Below are 21,031 nucleotides of genomic sequence, written 5' to 3'. Positions count from 1 at the left end.
GTTACGACGAAGCGGCTTCGGACGCGGCCGGCGCAGGCGTTGCCGCCGCAGCCGACGCTGGCGCGGCCTCGGACGCGGCAGCGGGCGTCTTCGCGCCGGTGGCGGCCGCGCCGCTCGCCGCCGCGGGAGACTTCGGATGCACCGGCTGGATCTTCGCGCCGTCGTTCAGACGATCGGTGCCGTCCGTCACGACCTGGTTGCCGGCCGCGAGCCCCGACAGGATTACCGTGTTCCTGCCGTCGCTCGGCCCGATCTTGACCTTGTGCACGGACACCGTGCTGTCCGGATTGACCAGATAGACGAAGTCGCCCGGCGCGCCGGACTGCACCGCGGCGGTCGGCACCAGCACCGCGTTCTGCATCGTGTCGACGAGCAGCTTCACGTTGACGAACTCGTTGGGAAATAGCGCCTCGTCGTCGTTCGCGAAGATCGCGCGCAAGGTGACGGTGCCGGTCGCGGTCGCCATCTGGTTGCTGAGCGCGTACAGCGTGCCGGTCGCGATCTCGTGCGAGTTGTCGCTCGAAGACGCGGTGACCGGCAGCTTCGCGCCGCTGTTCACACGCTGAACGATCGATGCGAGCGAATCCTGCGGCACCGTGAACTGCACCGTGGTCGGCTTCACGGTCGTGATGACGACGATGCCCGTCGACGACGACGCGGTTACGTAGTTGCCGGGATCGACGAGCCGCAAGCCGACCTTGCCCGCGATCGGTGCGGTGATGCGGCAATAGGCGAGGTCGAGGTCGAACTGGGCGATGTTGGCGAGGTCGGCCTTCACGGCCGCTTCGTCCTGCTGCACGAGGAACTGCTGATCCGCGAAGGTTTGCTGCGCGATCGACTTGCGCTCATTCAACTGCGTATAGCGCTCGAGATCGGCGCGCGCCTGCGCGAGCGACGCGCGGTCTTTCGCGAGCGTCGCCTCTGCCTGCTGCTTGCTGATCTGATACTGGCGCGGATCGATCTGCGCGAGGAACTGGCCTTTCTGCACCTCCTGGCCTTCGTGATAGCCGACCTCGGTCAGATAGCCGCTCAACTGGGGCAGCACGGTCACGGTTGCGGTGGGGGTGACAGTGCCGAGCTCGCTCAGCGTGACCGGCATCGAACCGAGGGTTGCCTGCGACACCGTGACGACGATCGCCGCGTTCTCGCGCACCGGCTTCTTGCGCGTCAGCAGATGAACGACGACGAGCGCGACGAGGACGAGCACGATAACCGCGAAGATGGTGAGCCCGCGTCGTGAGTGCTTCGGCGGCGGGGACACGGTTTCGCTCATGTTGCTCTCCGGGAACGGATAGGGGTGTTGATATTCGGTGGGAAGCTTGTCCTCTGACGGGACTGCGCAAAAGTGCCATGGTTCGCGCGCGTTGTCATCAGTCGACGTCCTCTGGACGCGTTGTTATGAAGACGTAAGGAAACGGGCGATGGCTCGAATTCGGGCATGCGTGAATGTAACCGGCTTGCGCCGGGCTTGAGTTACAGCGGTGCAACATGTTGGCCAATGGAAGGGTTGGGTCACCGACCGGGGTGGCACGTGCGAGGCGGATACCCGTAGGAGTCGAGCTTTGGGCGCGGCGGGACATCGCAATATGCGGTAACAGACGACAGCCGATTGAAAAGCGGGCCCTGCGTCCAGAACCGTCACAAACGCTCGCTATCATCCCAAGCCAGCGTCGCGCGCGCCGCGACCACAACGACACTTCACAACGTCACGCCGATGTCCATCACCGTCAATTTCCCCGCCGAAGTCCGCGACTGGATCGCCGCCAATCTCACGCGAGGCGTCGCGCCGCAAGCGATCGTCAACGAGATGGTCGCCCGCAACAATGCGGCCGAACTCGCCTCGGCGATGGTCGATGCGGTGTCGTCGGCGTTTATGTATGGCACGCCGCTGCCCGGCGACAAGCTCGAAGTCGGCGGCGCGCCGCTCAGCTATGAGCCTGAGCCGCTGCGTGTACCCGACGGCCCGCTGATCCAGCTCGGCGAGCGCAGGGTGCGCGTGCTGTCGCGGCTGCAGCGGCCGGCCGCGGTGCATCTGGCCAATTTCCTGAGCGGCGACGAATGCGAGCAGCTAATCGCGCTCGCGCAGCCGCGGCTCGACCGCTCGACCGTCGTCGACCCGGTGACGGGGCGCAATGTGGTCGCTGGTCATCGCAGCAGTCACGGGATGTTTTTCCGTCTTGGCGAGACGCCGCTGATCGCGCGCATCGAAGCGCGCATCGCGTTGCTGACCGGCACGCCGGTCGAGAATGGCGAAGGTCTGCAAATGCTGCATTACGAGGAAGGCGCGGAGTCCACGCCGCATGTGGACTATCTGATCACTGGCAATGAAGCGAATCGCGAGTCGATCGCACGCAGCGGCCAGCGCATGGGCACGCTGCTGATGTATCTGAAGGATGTGGAAGGCGGTGGCGAGACGGTGTTTTCGCAGCTCGGCTGGTCGGTCGCGCCGCAGCGCGGGCATGCGCTCTATTTCGAATATGGGAACCGCTTCGGGCTGTGCGATCCGGGTTCGCTGCACGCGAGCACGCCGCTACGCGCGGGGGACAAGTGGGTGGCGACCAAGTGGATTCGCACGCGGCGGTTTGTGGCGCGGGATCAGGGGTGAGGTGTCAACACGGATTCCAGGTGTGTCCTTGCCGCGAGCCCGCTTATGAACTGCCTAACGTCGTTCTGTTAAGCGGCTGAGCGGCATTTTTGTTTTTGGCGCAAACCGGTTGTAGACGGGACGCGGCGATGTTAGCTTTCATCGCCTTGCTGGTTGATGACCTGCGCCTGCTTGTTGGATCGCGGCCTTGCTGAAAGCCAGCATCAGGTCCCGAACCTCGGGGTGTGTCATCGGTCCCTTGACCAGCTCGTCAAGCAAACCTTCCGGCAGGGCAGGCAGCGGCCCTCGGGCCGCTGCCTGAGAAGCCACGGTACGTTTCTTCTTCGTCGGCATATCCATGATCTTTTACCTCATGATATGCCTCGCCCATGAAATGACGGATAGGTCCTCAGGCGCTCCTGCGGTGTCCTGCCAGGAAGAACCGGCCTCCCTGACGCCCCGCCTCCCCGCGAAGCAGCAGGTATTCTTTCCGCATGTATTTGTCGAGCCGATTCCCGATGAGGTTGCGCGACTAATCGAGCAAGGCAACTACAACCTGCGGGCGTGGAGACTCTATGGGGACCTTACGCCCGTTGAGGCGGCTGAACTCGCGGGCCTCTCCCGCGACACGGTTCTCTGGCACGAACGCGGCTACAACGTGCCCAGCGTCGAGACACTGAAGCGCTTCGCGGACGTGTACGACTGCACGACCGGGCAGTTGACCCCGCAACCTGGCTCCTGCACCAAACCCTACCAGTCCGGGCCTGCCCCAAAAGTCCATGTGGCCCAATTTGCACCCGACGACACCGAGTATCCCCACGCCGTGACGGCGCACCTGATCGATGGCAAATCCCCGATTACCGCCTGGCGAATGTACCGGCACATGACTATCGACCAGTGCGCCAAAGCCTTTGGCTGTACAGCCCGGACCTTCAAGGGCATGGAAGCGTTACCCGTGCTGCGCGAGCGGACACGAAAGAGACTGGCGCTTGTCCTTTCCTGCAAGCCTGTGCAGTTGCTGCGCCCCCCGAGGTCTTGAAATCGAAAATTCATCACGGCCCGGCGCTTCTGCGCATCGAACAGAACACCGTGCAGCCCGTAACGATAACGCGCCTCGCGCGCACCTATAGCGCCGGAGAAAAATTTATGGAAAGGCGAGATTCAGTTGCCAGCACAAGCATAAGACCGCTTCGTTCCTGCACATACCGGTGCAGAACGGAAGTGAGAAATGTGCTGACCGGTGCGCAGCGCCCGCGCACGTCCGCAGCCACCCTGGATGGATAGCATCGCGTTGTAACGCGTCGCGGTCCCATCCTCGGACCGCGACGTGTGTGGTAATGCCCCGCACCTTCGTGTGCGGGTTTTTTTTGCCTTTTGGAGGTAGGGAAATGAGGCTTGGTGCAAATTGTCTCCCATGTGCGTACCTCGGATGGACGCGAACCGAGTTCACGTATCGTTTCGCACCCGCCACGTTCGACCATAACAACAGGAAGCGCTGCTACGACAATCTTCGCTCGCTCGAAGTGCGAAAGCAGCATTCGTCAGAATTGCTCGCGTGGATGGAACCTGTGCTGAGAATCAGCGCCGCCGTGTTGCAGACCGACGAACTGACGGGACTCTTGCCTGACGCGCTGTCGTCGTTGCGTGCCCGGTATGCCGGCCCGCCGATGGATGCGCTGACGGTGGTGGTGAACCGGTGCTGTGATGGCGTCGAGCCGACGTCTGATCAATACCGCGCCGTCATGGAACAGGCGGATAAAGCCGGCAACCGCGAAGCGGTGTTGCAACTGCTGGAGAAGATCCCAGCAGAACGGCTCAAGTGGCATCATGGTGGATCGTCCCTGAGGCCCACTCTCTGGAATCAGGCGTAACCGCGAAAGGCCCGCTCGCCGGGCCTTTTCGTGGGGAAGAGCCCCCGCTGAAGCGGGGCGCAACACGTAGCAGAAATGGTCTAGTTTCTTAGGACTTCCTGCAATTCCTTGACTCTATCTTTCGTGATATTTGTCATACACTCCCAAAAGAAAATGTAGCGCTCGGCGGCCTCACCCATCATATAAGTTTCGGTGTAACACTCGTTATCGCGGTACTGTGTCCAAGCGTCTTGCGACTTCAAAAAGTAAGGCAGGGCTAACGGTTCGTCCTCTGCTTTAAGTGACTTGTCATTGCCTCTAATCTTGGATTTCGCCGATCGCAGGATTTTATCCAGTGCACGGGCCGCATGATCGAATTTGCGGTGCGAACACTGCGCCAAGTCGTCATTGCTCGCATGCTCCCCGGTGTCACACATACGCACTACATCGGCGGCGCTATGACCTGAAAAATACTGATCCGGCGATTTAAAATAGTGATAATCGAATTTGCCAGAATACACGGTCTTAGCGGGTGCAATGATCGGAGCGATCGCGAGTGCGAGTGCGAGTGCGAGTGCGAGTGCGAGTGCGAGTATTAGACTAGTGCGATGAATCATAGACCCCCGCCTCAAACATTTCCGCTTCACGGTGCCGACGCCGCAGTAACCCCTTAAGCGGGTGTCCCTTCACCGTGGCGTACTGCCTCATCTTATCACCTACCTTGTTGTAATCACCAGTATTAACAAAATCGAGCAAACTGTCGCCATGATGCTGAAGGTTGTACATAAAGCACACGAGTGCATCGTATTCAAATTGAAACAGCGGGAGCCGAATTTTTCTATTGATCGCATTTTCCGCCCACTTGACATCCTCCTTAAGTAGTGTTTCGGCCTGTGCTTCGGTTATTCCTTTCTGAAATGGCTTTTCCGATGCGGCGCCGGATATTTTTCCCAGATGAACAAGGTGCCCATATCCAACCGTTGCATTTCCGGTTTTACTGCCGTCGTTGTCATACATGGTTGCGCTGAACTGTTCCCAACCTTTAAGAAACTTGGTTCCCTGCGCGGAAAATTTCCACGGCTTACACAAGCGCGAAGAATATACTGTGACATTTGAATTAGGATCAATATTGGTTACGCATTCGTGCAGCGGGTCAGTCACATTTACTCCGTTGTATGAGCTATTTCCATGCGAGAATTGTTAGACAGACTCGCGGTGTCCAAAATAGATACGCACCGCTTGCGCGCCGTCTGTCTTGTGCCGCTGTGTACGTCCGATGGAATCAGTGACGCCGCGCGTTAGGAAACCTCGCCACTCAATCGTGTAATACGTGTCGGCGAGTGGCGATCCGTTGGCATCGCGAAGCGTGAACTCTTCATCGAACAGGCCCGCAGGTCGAGTGCGACAGCGGCATCCCTCGCCTTGTCCTAAAGCCTGCCTCATGTCGTAACCGGATGGGAGAGCCCTGATCGCATTAATCGGAATCCGCTCCCCGGATTCTTGGTTAATCGTCATTGCCTGAGGCATATCAGGCCACGCTTTGTATATCTTGAACGTGATACGACAATCAAGACATTCCCGGCTATCTGATCCTTCGAACATATCCGCAAAGCGAGCCTTCATTTCTTCAATGATCTCCTTTGCGGAGCGCATCCTTTCGTACATTGGACCCTCCATAGGTTAATTCGCGCTCTCAGACCATCAGACCATTGAGAACGCGTAAGAGCATCAGCAGTGATCCTCCGCGTTATGGTTCAGATCGAATACAACCAAGCCTATTCGATGGAAAGAATTCGCCGGTTCCGGCGTTCAGCGCCACTGCGGACGGGATTAGCGGGAAGTTCGAGTAGACTGAATAGGTGATACGGTAAAACAGGCACTCTTCCTTGCCTCCGGATCCTTCCTCTTGCTGTCGTCTCATTTGGCCTCTGCTGTTTTTCCAGAACACACCCGACAAATTAACCATCTAAAACGCGACACGGTCAACGACTTTAATTCGAGATAAACCCGTTTTGACAAACATTGACAATGATTTCGGGTATCTCATTTTCAGGTGCATCTTTCCGTTGTCGCGGCCCAACGAATAAAGGCGGCATTGAGCCGCCTTCTCCGAAAGCGATCGGCGCCAGTTAGTGCTTTGTCCACGAAGCGTCCATAGCCGCCAGTTTCCCGTTCGCGCCCTGCGCAGCGTCAGCGAGAATCGCTGCGGCGTCCGCCGGTGTCAGTTGGCGGTTAGGAAGTCCCTTAGCGTCGAGCGCAAGCACCGTGAACAGTTCCTGATCGCAGCGGTTGGTCGCATGGTAGTTCTCGCCGATCTGGATCATCAGCTCCAGCAGGTTGCGGTGTTCGTGTCTTTCCTCGACAGTCACAGCAGGACTCCTGCACATCGAGGTCGCAAGTGCAATCAGATGTCGGAGTTGCTGCCCCTGCCGGTCGCAAAGATGGAAGGCGGCAAGCGCGAGACGTTCATACTGTAGAGCGTCTACAGGGGGACGGGAGGGAGATGGCTGCTTTCTGGTGGGTTTGGTCATGCGCGGTCCTGGTTATCGTGAAGGACCGCCCGGACACATAGGGAGGTGGTGAGCGGGCACAGTGACAGGGTTGGCAGACCGGACTTGAAGACCAACGACCGGCAGGCGCGAGCGCCTCCCTGCCAAGGCCCGCCCGTAGAAAACAGACGTGCAGAGGCAGAGGCAGAGGCATCGCCTGCGGGGCAGGCGTGCCGGTCTTCAAATTTTTCAGGCTGCCAAGCCCGATCCGTCGATGTTTTGACGGAATCCCGATTATAAACGGATGCCTCAGCATTGACGATTATTGGGATTGTGCGCTGTCGCGAAGGCTTGACGGGACCTTCACCGTGCCCGTATGACCTTCAATGCCGCTCACGGTGTTGTCATTTCCTTCGGAACGGGGTTTCGGCGCGCGCAGCGCCGCCGGAAGAATGACTGCCTGGTCGCTACCGCCGAATGTGCGGGAGCACGGATTCCAGATGCACCACTACCCCTTCCAAGCCAGGGGACCCGCTTAAGAGCTGGCGGTGTAAAGCTGTCTTCTTTGCCTACTTTCTTTGCAGCAGCAAAGAAAGTAGGTGCCGCCCCGCACAGGGGCAACGCCAATAGACCGATAACAAAACAAGGAAAGGCCAACGCACCCAGAACAACGAAAAAACAGCCCCCGCCCTGCCAAAGGGTGCCCACTAACCCACCCCAACCCTCACCGCCGAAAAACCTCATCAGCCACCCAACCCGCATCGGTCAGATGCACCCCCTCCCGCAACTGCATCGTCCCCGCGCCTTCAATCACGCGCTTGACCATCGGAAACACACGCTGCGCGTCCTGGTCCTTCGCCCACGGCGCCGGGTCGATCTTGTACGTGTAGATCACCGACGTCACCGTCTTGCCATCCATCTGCATCGGCCGTTCCCAGCCGACCACCTTATCCAGCGACAGCGAAGCCGCGCAGAAATCGGCCGGGTGCGTGACCCGCGACGTCGCGGTCGCGACCACTTCCGGGATATGCAGATAGTACTTCTGGCCTTCCGGCGTCAGCTGATACTGCCGCGCCGACGCGGTGATCTTCTTGCCGTCCGCATCCACGCGTTCGACCAGCATGTCCTTGCCCACCACCAGCCCGAGCTTTTCGAGCACCGGCATCTGGACCGCGTCGCGCGTGCCGTTGGCGCGGTCTTCAGTCGTCGTGTAGATCGGCCAGTCGTATTTGGCGAGGCACAGATGGCCGCGCTCGGCCAGGTAGTCGTTGATCGTGGCCGTGAAGTTTGCCTGATTCGCGTCCTGGCTCTTGTCGTGGCAGCCAGCGAAAAGCGTCAGGGCCATCAGGGAAAGCGCGCCGCCTGCGAGGCGGGCGGCGGTGGAGCGTCGCATCATGTCGTCGTTGCTCAGGTTGAGTTGCTTTATTGAAAGTCGTCAGTTCACGCAGGCGCCGCTCGTCGGCGTCGTGGCGGGCGGTTGATAGCCGTCCGTCAGCGTGTTCATGAAACAGACCAGATCCGCAATGTTCTGCTGCGTCAGCTGCGGCGTCGAGTGAACCGGCCGCGCCTTCGCGCCGTCGGCCGCGGTCGTGCCGCCCGCATCGGTCTGGCCCTGGCCCATCGGCAGTTCTTCGTCGATGTTGCCTTGGTACGCGGTGGGCAGATCGTTGAACGGCGTAGCCGTCGCGCCGGACGCGGCGCTCGGGAACAGCGCAAAGGACGGGTTCTGCACGATGTTGCCGCTATCGCCGCCGCTGCTCGGATACCAGTACTCGGGGTTCGTATCGCGTGTGTTGTAAAAGTTGAGCACCTGCACGAGCGAATGGAACACGCCGTTGTGGAAGAACGCGGTTCGCGTCGCGACGTTGCGCAGCGTCGGCACTTTGAAGCGGCCGCAATAGGGATCGGGCACGTTGACGCCGGTGAACGAATCCGGACCCGCGCCGCTCGTCGCGCTACCAGGCGTGTGGATCGTGTTCAGCGGACCGCACAGGCCCAGGTCGTAGTACGCGGTGTTGGTATTGCTCGGGATAGGGTCGGGATTGTCCGGTATCGACGTGTCGTTGCGCGGCACACCGATCGCCTGATACGTGAAGTCGGTCATCAAACCCACCGAGCCGTTGAAGTTCGCGCCCGCGTAGTGGCAGGCCACGCAACCGGCGCCCTTGTCGGTGTCGTTGAAGAGTTCGAGGCCGCGCAGTTCGGCCGCCGTCAGCGTGCCGCCCAGCTTGTTGGATTCGAACAGGTCGAACTTGCTCGAATACGGCGCAAAGCTCGGGTCTTCGGTCTCAAACGCCTGCAGCGCGAGACCGATGTCGGTGAGCGCGGTGTCGGTATTGGCGAACACGCCCGAGCCGAACGCCTGTTGAAACAGCGACGCATACGACGCGCCCTGCACGGCCTTCACGACGTCGACCGCCGACGCATTGTTCATTTCGAGCGGATTAAGCAGCGGCATCGATGCCTGGGTGGCAAGCGTCGTCGCGCGTCCGTCCCACATGAAGCCGCCGCCGGGCGCATTCTGCGTGATGCCGTCGGGGTTGTCGGCGACGTCGTTGTACGGCGGCGTCATCGACTTGTAGCGCAGCGAGGGCACCGCGCGCTGACCCACCAGCGACGGATCGGAGCCGAGCTGCACGGCGAGGCTGTTGGGCGGCCCGTACGCATATTGCGGGTTATGGCAGGTCGCGCAGGCCATGTTCTTGTTGCCCGACAGGTTCTGATCGAAGAACAGCTTCTGGCCGACCTGCGCCGCGGCGCTCAGCGTGACCGTCGCGGGAGGCGCGACGCTCGTCGTGCCGCCGCTGCCCGACGACGACGTCTGGCTGGAGCCGCCGCCGTCGCTGCCACCGCCGCCGCATGCGGTCAATATCAGGGAGAGCGCGCACAGCACGCTCAAAGCAGGTGTTCGCATGATGTCCTGGTACGTGAATCCGATTGCCGGGCGGTCCTGGCTGGGCCTCGTGCAGGGCCTGGCTAACTGCGCGTACCGCTAAGGCCGCACGGCAATGGGACGAACGGAATGGAAAACTGCCGGACCACTCGACAGGTGGGCCGGCAGCAAGCGCTTGTCGCATCTGGCCGCGATACAAGACGGCGAACCGGCTCGTATCGCATGCGGATTGGCTCCTTACTTCGCCGACTTCAGCGACCAGACGTTGGTCTGGGTCGCGTCGGGGCCAGGGCCACGCGATGCCAGCGACGTGCTCGTCACGTCAACCGTGTTGAGCTTCTGCGTGTAGGTCGCCGGCGTGATGTACGCGTGGTTCATCGGACGGACCGAGTCGAAGTGCGTATCGGCGCTGCCCGCGAGTTCCGGCAGATTCGCGATGTTCGCCGCGATGAACGACTCCGTGTACTTCGCACGAGCGAGGTACGTGCCCGGCTGCTGCGGGTCGGCGATCTGGAACATGTCCTGCAGCGTGCGAACGAACGAGAAGTGGCTGTACTCGTCGCTATCCACGACGTTCGGGTTCGCCTGGTTCGTCGCCACACCGAACACCGAGTTGCCGTGACCATGGTTGCCCTGGTTGTACAGCACGGTCGTCGTCGGCGTGTACTTGCCGTTCGCGAACGACAGCGGTTGCTGGTTCACGTTCGACGTAACCGGATTCCAGCCGCAGCAAGCGGTCGAGCTGCCTTCGCCTTCGTCGAACATCACGACGATCGCGACCTTGCGATTCGGGTTGGTCCAGATCGGCGAAGCCTGGATCTTGGCGACCACCTGACGCACGTAGTCATCACCGCGCTGCACGATCGCGGTGCTGCCGCCCGTGCATGACGGATCGGAGCCGGTGCCGTGCATGTCGTCGCACTGATCGGGCATGACGAAGTTCACGTTACCCACGTCGCCGGTCGCGAGGTCGGTGCTGAACTGGTCATAGTTGTAGTTCGCCGGGATCGGGTAGGCCTGCGACTTCGCCAGGTCGGCGGCCGAGTACTGCGTACCGAACATCGTGCGGTTGTCGGCGTGGAACTCCGGCAGGTTACGCGTCTGCTGATAGGCCATGCCCGGATGGTGCTTGGTCTTGTACAGCGCGCCCGGCATCGCGAAGGCGGTGCCGTTGCTGCCCGGACCCTTGTAGGTGTCCGAAATCGTCGGCTCGGCAATACTGTCCGCGCGCGGGTCCTGGCCCGGGTTCATCGACTCGCTATAGGTACGCCACGTCATGCCCGCTTGCGACAGCAGCGAGAAGAGGCTCGGCGCCGAGACGTTGTGGTTCGCCGCAGAGCCGGCCGTCGTGCAGGCGGCGCCGGTCAGACCCGTCAAGTGCGAAGTGTCTTGCGGCGGCAGTGCGCCGGTCGCGACAAGCGGCTGGCCGTCCGAAGCGGTACCGCCTGCGAATGCCACGTCGGTCGGTGCGTTGGCGCCGGTCGTGCCCGCGCCGCAGCCCCACCAGTTGTCGTCGACGATACCCCAGTCGTCCGCGCCGCCGAGTGCCGTGTAGTTCGGCTCGCTCGGGTTGCCGGTCGAGTAGTAGGTCGTGAACTGCGCGTTGCTGCTCAGGAACGTGTTGATATACGGCGCGTTCGTCGAACCGAGAATACCCGGCGTGCCCGTGACCGGACCCACGCTGTGGTTCTCGAGCATGATCACGAACACGTTGTCGTAACGCGGAATGCCTTCGACGTTGAACGCGGCTTGCTGCGACTGCGCGTACGTGATCGGTGCCTGCGTCTGCGTGGACTTCACGGCCGTCAATGCGGTCACGCCGGTTACGCCGACGATCGACGGATCACCGCCCGCCACCGCGAGGTTGTCCGGATACAGGTCGCCGCGATCGAGCTTGGTCGTCGCGTACGTGTAGCGGTTCGCGAGCTGGTTGTCTTCGAACAGCACGGCCTGCTGCTCGGCACCCGACAGCTTGTTCACGTCGCCGAGCGCGTCGGCGGCGGTGACCGTCACCGACGATGCGCCGAGTGCCGGACCCGTCAGGCGCGACGCGACGTTGGCCTTCTCGGTCGCGTAGCTGGTGCCGTTCGCTTCGACGAGACGCTGCACTTCCGTCGACATCGGGCTGATCACGATGTTGGCAGCGCCCTGGTCGGCGATCTGCGCAGCCGAGGCGCGCAGGATCACGTGGCTCGCGACAGCCGCGCCGCTTGCGGTGTTGGTTGCCTTCGTGCTGACGTCGGCGATCAGCTGACCGCTCGCGCTCGATTGCAGCGAGAAGTGGCCCTTGCTGTCGGTCGTCGTGCTTACTTCACCCGAATCGCACTTGCCGTTGCCGTTCGTATCGAGGCAGACGGTCGCGCCGGCGTAATAGCCCGCTTTGATCGTCGGGTTACCGGACGTGTTGCCCGGCACGAAGTTGGCGGCGGTCACGACGCCCGCATAGGTCGTCGGTTGCGTCGTGCCGGTGCTCGCCGTGTTGTTATGGTCGGAGCCGCCGCAGGCTGCGAGGACGCAGGCTGCCGCGATTGAAGTAAGAATCAGAGTGGTGCGTGATGTTGGACTGACCGACATTGTGGGAACCCTGTTGGTTTGGATTACGACTTTTCCGCCCTATTAAACAAATCCGTAATTTTTTACGCAGCAGGATTATCTGGCCGCAATGTTCCCTTTTGATGACATGGAACTTTGACTGAACTTTTCTATCGCCTCGTCCCGTTGAATAGCAAAGCGCATGTTTCATCGAACTGAAATGTCGGTTTGTTATTTGCGCGTGTATGACGCGCGTCGCCGGCGCGTATGTCGCGTGAGGGTGTGGGTGTTGCGATGGGATGGAGTCGACAGACCCGGTGGTGCCGGGTTGCCGTCAACGGGATCGCTACGACGAATGTAGCGTGGAGGGGGATCGACTGGAGTCAGGACGGCTCGCGCGAGCCGGTGTCGGCGACGCGCGGCGTGCCGTGGTGAGCTGCGGCGCGAAGCGGATAGAAGTAGGGGCGCGTCAGTTGCCGCGCCCTTGAAGCAGAGTAATCAGAACTGCTCGATCCACGTGGCGAGGCGATCGGCGGCGAACTCGCTACCGCGCTGCGTCGGCCGGAACGCGATCGCATTGCCTTCGCGTGCCGGCTGCAGGGCAACGTCATTGCCGTCGAGCCACAGAAGGCTCGCCAGCCATGCGGCGTGGCCGCTCGACACCGCGTTGTTGGCCGGCTCCGACAGAAACTCCGCGAGTGTGGCCGGCTGGTCCCACACGAGACCATCGCCTTCGCGGCGCACATTGATGCCTGCCTCGGCAAGCGCCCCGGCCAGCGCCGTCGGCGCGTCGCTTGCGCTTGCGCCGCCGTGACGGTTGCGCAGCGCGGCGAGGTGCGCCGCCACCGTATGCCCGAACGCGCCGCTGCGGACACTCTCCGCCGCGATCAGATCGGAGTAGTCCTGCAGCAGCCAGTCCGGCTCGGAGCTCGGCACGTCGGCGAGTACCGCAGCGGCAAGATAGGTCTCGACCGGCTGGAAGCGCTCGGGCCCGATCAGCGTGGCCGACAGCGTGCGCACCAGACCGATGCGCGTGGCGACCACCTGCTTTTGCAGCACGCCCAGCTTCTCGCGCACCAGCGTGTCGCGCTCCTTGCGCAGTTCGGCCAGTTCGAGCGCCTGCTTCAGCTCCATGCGCAACGCCGTGATGTCCCACGGCTTCTTGATGTAGCGATGGATATGACCAAGGTTGACGGCCGCGACGGTCTGGTCGATCTCCGAATACGCGGTGGTCAGAATCCGCACGACATGCGGAAAGCGCTCGCTCGCATAGCGCAGCAGCTCGTTGCCGAACTCGCCCGGCATGCGCTGGTCGGACACCAGCACTCCCACCCTGTCGCCATGCTCGTCGAGCAGCGCCTTGCCCTCTTCCACCGAGCCGCCAGTCAGGACCGGCGCCAGGCTGCCGATGGCACGCTGGAAGTACTTTACGGCGGTAGCTTCGTCATCGACGAAGATGATCGCCGGCGCCAACTCCTCTGTGGCTTTTGCTTCGTTCATCAACAACTCCTGTGCGTTTGACCTTTGAGATGGGGGAAATCCAGCACTACGGTGGTGCCTCCGCCCGACGTGGACTCGATCCTGAGTCCGCCGCCACAGGACTGCATGACACGGTTGCATAGAATCAGGCCCAAGCCGTTCCCCCCGGATTTCGCGTGCGTTGTAATGGGGTCCGTCAACAGGCGGTCTTTGATCTCTAGCGGAATCCCCGGCCCGTTGTCGCAGATGCCGATGCTCGGGTGGGGTTCCGTCGTCACGGTAAAGCGCACCGACGGCGACGGCACATCCGCGAGCGCGCGCAACGCGTTGGACAACAGCGACGACAGCACGAGCGCGACGCAATTCGGTTGCGTAAGCACGGCAAAGTCGCTGCCGACCTCGACCTGCACCCACGAGCGCTGCGCGGTCGTAAATGGATACGTATCGAGCAACGCCGAGATCAGCCCATGCGCGGTGCTCTCGATGCGTGCCTCGTCGCCCCCCACCTGCCGGCGCCCGTTGTGGACCGAGCGCCAGAAGGACGACACCACCGCCATGCAGTACTGCGCGCTCTCGCGCATCGATTTCGCGGCGCCGAGAATTTCGCCCTCCGCATCGCGCTCCGCGTCGGTGCGATCTTCGATGCTGTGCGCGTTCAACGCGATCGCCGCGAGCGGCGTATTCAGTTCGTGCGCGATGAACGCGAGGGTTTCGTCGATGGCGATCAGACGCTGATTCTGCATCGCGCGTTCGTGGTAGCGCTCAAATGCCAGTTGCAGCGTATCGCGTACCGCCGCCGGCTTCAGCGGTTTTTCGAGGATGCGGAACACCTCGCCGGTGTTGACCGTCCGCAATAGCATGTCGACGTCTGCGTAAGCGGTGACCAGAATCCGCACGATGTGCGGATATTCCAGCGCGACCTGACGCAGCAGGTCGCCGCCGTCGCGCCCCGGCATGCGGAAGTCCGTGACCAGCACCGCGATGCGGGCATTGTCCTGTTCGAGGATAGCGATGGCTTCGTCGCTGCTCGTCGCGAGCAGGACCTCGTAATCCGCACCGACGGTGCGCGCGAAATATTTGCACGCCAACTCTTCGTCATCGACGTAGAGAAGAGTGGGCTGTGTCTGTCGGATGTCGTTCATGGTGTTTGTCAGGGTGCGGGCGACAGATCGAAACTGAATGCCGCCCAACTTCCCAGTTCGCTTTCAGCAAACAACAGACCACCGTGGCGCTCGATCACCGCATAACTGATCGACAGCCCGAGGCCCAGGCCCTGTCCCACTTCGCGGGTGGTAAAGAACGGCTCGAACACGCGTGCGATATTCTCCGGCGCGATGCCCGGCCCATTGTCTTTTACCGTCACGTGCAGGCGATCTTCCGTCCACCTCACGTTGATGTGAATCGCCGGCGCGGGCGTGGCCGCCTTACGCATCGCCAGCACCGCATTCGACAACAGGTTGATCAGCACACCGATGATGGCCGCCTCGTCGCCCTGCACCAGCGTATCCACGGGCAGTTCGCGCGTCACGGTGACGCCGCGCAATTCATGCCCGACCAGCCGGATCGCCGAATCGAGCGCCTTTTCGAACAGGAACGGCGTGCCCAACTCCGCCTCGGCGCCGGGCTTGCGATACGCGAAAGTCTTCAGGTCCGACACGATATGCTGGATTCGCTGCATGCCCTGCCGCGCGTCGACCAGACATTCCAGCAGCGTCGGCTCCTTCTTCGAGATCGGCTCTTCCAGCGCAACCTCGATCGCCATCAGGCAGAAGTTCACCGGGTTATTCACTTCATGTAGCAAGCCCGCCGCGAGCGTACCGATCGCGGCCATTTTTTCCTGCTGCAGCAGTTGGCCCTTGATGTCGAGCAACTGGCGATTGATCACTTCGAGCTCGGCGTTCTTCGCGGAGACTTCCGCGTTTTTCGCGGAGACCTCGGCCTTCAGGCGAAACAGCATGAAGCGCACGCGCTCATTGAAGAACGTATAGACGGCACTTGCGGCAGCGGCGAACAGAAGCAGCAGAACATTGACCGTCATCGTGCCGAGCGGCATACCGTCATGCGGGGGCAGCAGACACGCCAGCAGATACAGAAGGCAGGACAACACGCCGAACACGAGGTTTTGCCACAAGCCAAATGGCAACGCGATGCCGGACGCGAAAATAGCGAGATTCAGGCCCATATAGTAGGGCGACAGAACCCCATCGGTGCGCCAGATCATCCATGAAATCATTGCCTGCGGCAGCAGCAGCCAGGACAGCGTCAGCCACGGAGTAAGGCGGCGCCCCATGCTGGTGTCGAGCAAGGCCACGATACCACCGATCATCAACGACACGAGCAGGCGCGCGAGCGCGAAAGACGTCTGATACTGCGGATACTGCGCGTAATCCAGCCCCACGCCGAGCAGCACGAGCGCAATGGCGGTGCACGCGCCGCCCCGGCTGAACGTGACGCGAAAGTCGGCCAGCTCGGTTTGATAGCCGCTCTGCAGGGGACTGGTAGTCATGGACAGGGATGTCGACACGGTTTCAGAGGATCGTGGCTTCCGCGAACACATTCACCCCGGTCTCGTCGACGTAGAGCTTCTGGTCAGTGGAGTTGGCGGGAAGCAGCGAACTCATGCCGCTCTCGTTCCGATAGATCAGATACCACTCGAGCAGATGCTCCATCCCGTACTTCTCCGGATTCGCCGAATGGACGTTGGTGACCAGCAACTGGCCGCCAGGTCGCGTGCGAGCGGCGAAGTAACTCAGCAGGCGCGCGCAGACCTTGTCGGACAGATAGTCGAACAGACCCGCGCAGTACACCGCGTCGAATTCGCGCGCGGCGGGGTCTGTTGAAATCTTACGCTTGAGCAGGTCGTGCACCGACTGATGCACCATCTGCACCGAGGTTTTATGGCCCGCGGCGTTCGCCGAGCTTTCGATCGCGTCCTTTGTAAACGCCAGCGTCTCATCGCTGAAGTCGACCAGCTCGAACGACAGTAGCTCCGGATGCGGATATTCGCGCACGAAGCGCTGGATCTCGAATGCGGGCCCGCAACCCACGTTGAGAATGCGGAACGGTCTGCCGGCCGCGCGCGCTGCCTCGGCCTGACGCGTCAGGAAATCGATCAGCAGCGCGATCCGGTTACGGTGCGCGGTCGCGACGGCAGCCTGCAGGAACGCGGTATTGACGATCTGGAAGTAAGTGGTGGGTCCCTGCTGCGGATCGCTGAGGATCTGGTTGACCATCTCGTAGTCGCCGGCGTAGCCGAGCGGCTTCGTGAACGTGCGGTAGACAAACGGCGCGCGCAGCAGCAACGGATGCAGTGCCGATTGCGCATACGTGCGATGCACGGGTGCGGTCTCCGCATCGACGCGCTCGGCCTCTTCCTCGAGGCGGTCGAGGAAGAACTTGATCTTCAGCATGATCGGCGTGGCGAGCTCGTAAAACAGGTCCGCGCGCAGCCTGCCTCCTTCGGCCTTCGGCAAGCTCTCGGTCAGGTCGACCTGCTCAACCCAGCGCGACACTTCCGACAGGAATGCGCGCATCTCGTTCACGACAATCTGATAGTCGCGCCGGATATTGAAGCGCGCATCCCAGTCGCTAATAAAGAGTTCCGCTTCCCGCCCGACCGACTTCGCTTCATTGGGCAGAACGCTAAGCTCTCGCCATTCGTCGATCAGCGCCAGAGAGACCACCGCGGTGAGACCGGTGTTCACCAGACTCACTACCACCGCCTTGCCGAGATAGGCATTCTTGGTGCCCATGCGCACGCTCAGCTCGCTTAACACCTCGCTGACCTGCACGATGGAATAGGGGTTATAGACCTCCATGACCAAAGACTTTCTCTGGAGGTTAATGATCGTCCCACGCACGTGCTCGCGCTGCGAGTTGCGGAAGCTGACCACCGGGTCGATTTGCGTTTGAGAGTACACGGTATAAGTACCTGAGGAATCCGGGAACGCAGCAGGCTGTTGGAGAAGTCCAGTGAATGGCTGCCGCACGCACGACACCAGCGACAAGTCGTGGACGCGTTTCAAACCACAGTTGAGCTGGAAACACCAAAGCCTTTTGCCAGAATGGCTCCAGCGGCATGCAGTGTAACATCAACAGGTTCAATTCTGACTGAGGTTAAATTCACAATGAAATGTATACGCAAGGTTTTTGTTGCGAGCATGTCCGTGCTATAAGAGGCTGTTTTTGCAAAGAAGTATTTGAAGCGACTTGACGAGCGCGCGCGTGTAATCGCCGACAATTCGTTTGTCGACAAAGACTTGCAATCGCATTGCCACGATGACGACACGATCCGCTATTGAGGGGACGCGTGACTTGCGCCTGGCGAGGCTATGCCCGTTGGATAGACCGTCGCTTTGAGGCGATACCGCTTTTAGACTCGCAACGAAGTGAAGCGATGCGGCAATTGATGCCCCGTGCATTCGCCGAATAACATTTTTTTGTTTTAACCCAATTGAAGTCCGGCGCGGCAAACGTTTTACTTTTTGAGGCGTGGCGCGAGTACCGCCGACTATTGAGCGGCTCGCGCACTCGTTGACTCATTCGTGCAGGGCCAAACCTTTCACGACCTTATCGACGGCTTTCTTCGGTCCGTGCAGTGCGAGACCGACGAGGTCGAGATTCGCCGCATCCTCGGCACGAAAGACTGTTGCTAGCCTGCTCCGTTATCGGCCGTGCGATGTCTCGCGTCGACGAAGGCAGACCGGTCTCACGGCTTCTTCGAACGCGGGGGCTGCGCATTGACGAACGGGTTATAGCCGCGCGGACTCGCCGGCCGATCCCGTTCGGTCGCGCGGCGGCGCTTGCTGGATCGTGCGTCGCCCGACAATTGCGCAAGCAGTTCTTGCGATTCGGGCTCCGACTCCGCTTCCCTCTCTTCCACCGGCGGCGCGGCTTTTTTGCGTCGCGCGGGTTTTGACTGCGCGGCTTCCTCGCTCGTATCCGACGCGCCGCCCGCGATGTGTTCGATAACGGTCATGAACGATGCCGATGCCGATCGGACAGGTTGTCCCGGCAGCATCGTCAGCGCGACGATTTCGTGCAGTGAACGGCCATCGACGGAGCGGCCTTCCGCCGTGTCACGCCAATCGACGTTCGCTTGCGCGAACGCGCCGATCACACGTTCGAGCACGGCCGGCGACAACACGCCGCCGTCGTACAAGCGGATAACGACGCTTTCGAACGTCTGGAGCGGGGTGATCGCCATTGATTTCGCCGCCACGGTTTGTCGCCTTGCTGGTTTCTCTTCCTGCATAAGTCAGCAAATCATATGCCGATACGACCGGCGACGCCGAATCGTCGGTATCGGTCTACGCGAGCAGCAGTAACGCGTCCGCGAGTGACAGCACCGTCGTGCGTGAATCGAATGCGGTAGAAAACAGATGTTCATGCACCACCGGGTCAGGGTCATAACAGCAATCCTTGACCGTGTACAGGCGGAAGTCCGCATCGCTCGCGTACGCGACCGAGGAAAGTACGACTCCGGTCGACGCGATGCCGACCATAATCAGCGAGTCGATACCTTGTCTGGATAGTTGCGCCTCCAGATCGGTGCCGAAGAACACGCTCGCACGATGCGCGATGACGAGCGGTTCGTTCGCCTGCTGGCCCAACTCTGGCGAGATCCTGTCTTCGACAAAGAGACCAAGACGTTTGATTCCCTGCCCATTCCTGTTCAATGGGCTGACTTCCGGATAGCCCGGACTGAACCGGAGATTGGCGAAATAGACGCTGACGCCTTTGGCCCGGGCCGCGTCGCATAGTCTGCGCGTATTGGTGAGCAACGCCGGCGCGACCGATGGAAAGAGTCCGAGAATATCGGTCTGGTAGTGCATGACCACAAGCGCGGTTTGCGATGGCGCGATTGCGGCAATCCGTGCACTCGTGCGCTCTTCGCTGAGCCCGTCGTTCGCGATGTCGTCAGAAACTGCGTTGGTTGTCATTACGCCACCTTTATCCGGATTCCACGTCCTGTTGTGTGAGCGGCTGCTTCGATACCATCGAAATCATACTTCACGGCATCGCGCGGGCGGCCCTGCTCACTTGCTACACTACGTACAAAGGTCGCCGGCACTCCCGCAGTGGTAACGAAGCACCCGCGACGTAACTCCGCAAACAAAGAGGATGAGCATCCAAATGACGCTTTCGACGAGAAAATTTGGTCGTACCGGCTGGAATGTGTCCGAAATCGGTTTTGGGGCATGGGCAATCGGCGGCTCGTGGGGCAGTGTTGCCGAAGATGACGCCAGGGCCGCGCTGAATGCCGCGCTCGATAGCGGCGTCACGTTCATTGACACGGCCGACGTCTACGGCGACGGTCGCTCGGAACGGATTATCCGCGACGTACTGCGGCAACGAGGCGGCGAACGTCCCATCGTCGCCACCAAGCTCGGGCGCCGACTCGACCCGCATGTGGCCAGCGGCTATCTGAACAAGCGCGAACTTGAAGCTTTCATCGACCGGAGTCGCTCGAACCTGGGCGTCGACACGCTCGACCTGGTGCAGCTGCATTGCCCGCCGACGGAGGTTTACTACCGTCCCGAGGTGTTCGATGCAATGGACGACTTCGTCGCCGACGGCAAGATCCGCTACTACGGCGTGTCGGTCGAAAAGGTGGAAGAAGCGTTGAAGGCGATGGAATACCCGAATGTGGTTTCGGTGCAGATTATCTACAACATGTTTCGTCAACGTCCTGCCGATCTGTTCTTCAGCCAGGCGCAAAAGAAAGACGTGGCGGTCATCGCGCGCGTGCCTCTGGCCAGCGGCATGCTCACTGGCAAGCTGTCCGCGAATTCGACCTTCGCGTCAGACGACCATCGTGCATTCAATCGGCACGGCGAGGCGTTCGACGTCGGTGAAACGTTCTCAGGCGTGCCTTACGACATCGCGTTGAAGGCGGTCGACGAACTGCGCGGCCTGGTACCCGTGGACGCCTCGATGGCACAACTGGCTCTGCGCTGGATCCTCATGGAGGATGCCGTCTCTGTCATCATCCCGGGCAGTAAAAACGCGGCCCAGGCGGCGTCGAACGTCTCGGCCGCGAGCCTCGCGCCGCTGCCAGACGAGGTCATGGAACGCGTCCGGGAAATCTATCAGCGCGATATCGCGCCTCATGTCCACCAGCGCTGGTAAAGGGCCGGGCAAGCTGTCTACGCCCCAACGCGCAGACGGATCATCCGCTTCTGAACCTGATGGTCCGGACATG

18 protein-coding genes and 2 pseudogenes are annotated in these 21,031 nt (G+C 61.2%); 4 read left to right on the top strand and 16 right to left on the bottom strand.

Going from position 1 to position 21,031, the window contains the following annotated elements; all coding sequences use genetic code 11:
* Position 1 precedes the first annotated feature (1 nt).
* A complete protein-coding gene (locus OKW43_RS06885) occupies positions 2-1,273 on the bottom strand; it encodes an efflux RND transporter periplasmic adaptor subunit (RefSeq protein ID WP_187634319.1) in 1,272 nt (423 codons plus the stop codon).
* A 441-nt stretch (positions 1,274-1,714) separates the two neighbouring features.
* On the opposite strand from OKW43_RS06885, the gene OKW43_RS06880 reads away from it, so the two are divergent.
* Positions 1,715-2,605, top strand: a complete 891-nt coding sequence (locus OKW43_RS06880) for a 2OG-Fe(II) oxygenase (protein WP_429446103.1) — start codon at positions 1,715-1,717, stop codon at positions 2,603-2,605.
* A 168-nt stretch (positions 2,606-2,773) separates the two neighbouring features.
* Here the strand turns inward: OKW43_RS06880 and OKW43_RS06875 are convergent.
* Positions 2,774-2,944, bottom strand: a pseudogene (locus tag OKW43_RS06875) (IS256 family transposase); the annotation flags it as partial.
* On the opposite strand from OKW43_RS06875, the gene OKW43_RS06870 reads away from it, so the two are divergent.
* Positions 2,943-3,623 carry a helix-turn-helix domain-containing protein gene (locus tag OKW43_RS06870; protein WP_429446101.1) on the top strand — a complete coding sequence of 227 codons (681 nt, stop codon included), beginning with the start codon at positions 2,943-2,945 and terminating at the stop codon, positions 3,621-3,623. The pseudogene OKW43_RS06875 and the gene OKW43_RS06870 sit on opposite strands and share 2 nt — an antisense overlap.
* Positions 3,624-4,152: 529 nt before the next feature.
* The gene (locus OKW43_RS06865; RefSeq protein ID WP_429446098.1) at positions 4,153-4,455 is read left to right on the top strand and encodes a hypothetical protein; all 303 of its coding nucleotides are present in this window, start codon (positions 4,153-4,155) and stop codon (positions 4,453-4,455) included.
* Between the two features lie 80 nt (positions 4,456-4,535).
* Here OKW43_RS06865 and OKW43_RS06860 read toward each other — a convergent pair whose 3' ends face one another.
* From OKW43_RS06860 to OKW43_RS06795, 14 genes and pseudogenes are all read right to left on the bottom strand, one after another.
* The gene (locus OKW43_RS06860) at positions 4,536-5,051 is read right to left on the bottom strand and encodes a lysozyme inhibitor LprI family protein (protein WP_429446095.1); all 516 of its coding nucleotides are present in this window, start codon (positions 5,049-5,051) and stop codon (positions 4,536-4,538) included.
* Positions 5,035-5,595: a lysozyme gene (locus tag OKW43_RS06855; RefSeq protein WP_429446092.1), complete on the bottom strand. Its 561-nt coding sequence runs from the start codon at positions 5,593-5,595 to the stop codon at positions 5,035-5,037. The genes OKW43_RS06860 and OKW43_RS06855 overlap by 17 nt, the downstream gene beginning before the upstream one ends.
* A 39-nt stretch (positions 5,596-5,634) precedes the next feature.
* Positions 5,635-6,099 (bottom strand): hypothetical protein, encoded by a 465-nt coding sequence (locus OKW43_RS06850; protein WP_429446089.1) that lies wholly within the window; start codon positions 6,097-6,099, stop codon positions 5,635-5,637.
* A 464-nt stretch (positions 6,100-6,563) separates the two neighbouring features.
* On the bottom strand, positions 6,564-6,965 hold the full coding sequence (locus OKW43_RS06845; protein WP_429446086.1) for a hypothetical protein: 402 nt from the start codon (positions 6,963-6,965) through the stop codon (positions 6,564-6,566).
* Positions 6,966-7,647: 682 nt separating this feature from the next.
* On the bottom strand, positions 7,648-8,319 hold the full coding sequence (locus OKW43_RS06840) for a hypothetical protein (protein WP_429446083.1): 672 nt from the start codon (positions 8,317-8,319) through the stop codon (positions 7,648-7,650).
* 39 nt (positions 8,320-8,358) lie between these two features.
* On the bottom strand, positions 8,359-9,837 hold the full coding sequence (locus tag OKW43_RS06835; protein WP_429446080.1) for a cytochrome-c peroxidase: 1,479 nt from the start codon (positions 9,835-9,837) through the stop codon (positions 8,359-8,361).
* A 216-nt stretch (positions 9,838-10,053) separates the two neighbouring features.
* Positions 10,054-12,390, bottom strand: a complete 2,337-nt coding sequence (locus OKW43_RS06830; protein WP_429446077.1) for an alkaline phosphatase family protein — start codon at positions 12,388-12,390, stop codon at positions 10,054-10,056.
* Between the two features lie 456 nt (positions 12,391-12,846).
* The gene (locus tag OKW43_RS06825; protein ID WP_429446074.1) at positions 12,847-13,848 is read right to left on the bottom strand and encodes a response regulator; all 1,002 of its coding nucleotides are present in this window, start codon (positions 13,846-13,848) and stop codon (positions 12,847-12,849) included.
* The gene (locus OKW43_RS06820) at positions 13,848-14,969 is read right to left on the bottom strand and encodes a hybrid sensor histidine kinase/response regulator (RefSeq protein ID WP_187634312.1); all 1,122 of its coding nucleotides are present in this window, start codon (positions 14,967-14,969) and stop codon (positions 13,848-13,850) included. Before OKW43_RS06820 ends, OKW43_RS06825 begins: the two co-directional genes overlap by 1 nt.
* 8 nt (positions 14,970-14,977) lie before the next feature.
* Positions 14,978-16,333 (bottom strand): sensor histidine kinase, encoded by a 1,356-nt coding sequence (locus tag OKW43_RS06815; protein WP_429446070.1) that lies wholly within the window; start codon positions 16,331-16,333, stop codon positions 14,978-14,980.
* 22 nt (positions 16,334-16,355) lie between these two features.
* Positions 16,356-17,747: a class I SAM-dependent methyltransferase gene (locus OKW43_RS06810; RefSeq protein WP_429446067.1), complete on the bottom strand. Its 1,392-nt coding sequence runs from the start codon at positions 17,745-17,747 to the stop codon at positions 16,356-16,358.
* A 618-nt stretch (positions 17,748-18,365) separates the two neighbouring features.
* Positions 18,366-18,473 (bottom strand): annotated as a pseudogene (locus OKW43_RS06805) (DUF2000 family protein); the annotation flags it as partial.
* Between the two features lie 62 nt (positions 18,474-18,535).
* Positions 18,536-19,033, bottom strand: a complete 498-nt coding sequence (locus OKW43_RS06800; RefSeq protein ID WP_429446064.1) for a hypothetical protein — start codon at positions 19,031-19,033, stop codon at positions 18,536-18,538.
* Between the two features lie 103 nt (positions 19,034-19,136).
* Positions 19,137-19,769: an isochorismatase family cysteine hydrolase gene (locus OKW43_RS06795; protein ID WP_187634307.1), complete on the bottom strand. Its 633-nt coding sequence runs from the start codon at positions 19,767-19,769 to the stop codon at positions 19,137-19,139.
* 193 nt (positions 19,770-19,962) lie between these two features.
* Here OKW43_RS06795 and OKW43_RS06790 point away from each other — a divergent pair, with 193 nt between their 5' ends.
* Entirely contained in the window at positions 19,963-20,958 is a 996-nt protein-coding gene (locus OKW43_RS06790) for an aldo/keto reductase (protein ID WP_187634306.1), read from the top strand.
* Positions 20,959-21,031 lie beyond the last annotated feature (73 nt).

Source organism: Paraburkholderia sp. WC7.3g (assembly GCF_050436345.1).
GTDB classification, from domain to species: Bacteria; Pseudomonadota; Gammaproteobacteria; order Burkholderiales; family Burkholderiaceae; genus Paraburkholderia; species Paraburkholderia podalyriae.
Note: the sequence above shows the minus strand (reverse complement) of the source record. Positions and strands in the feature narration are given on the sequence as shown.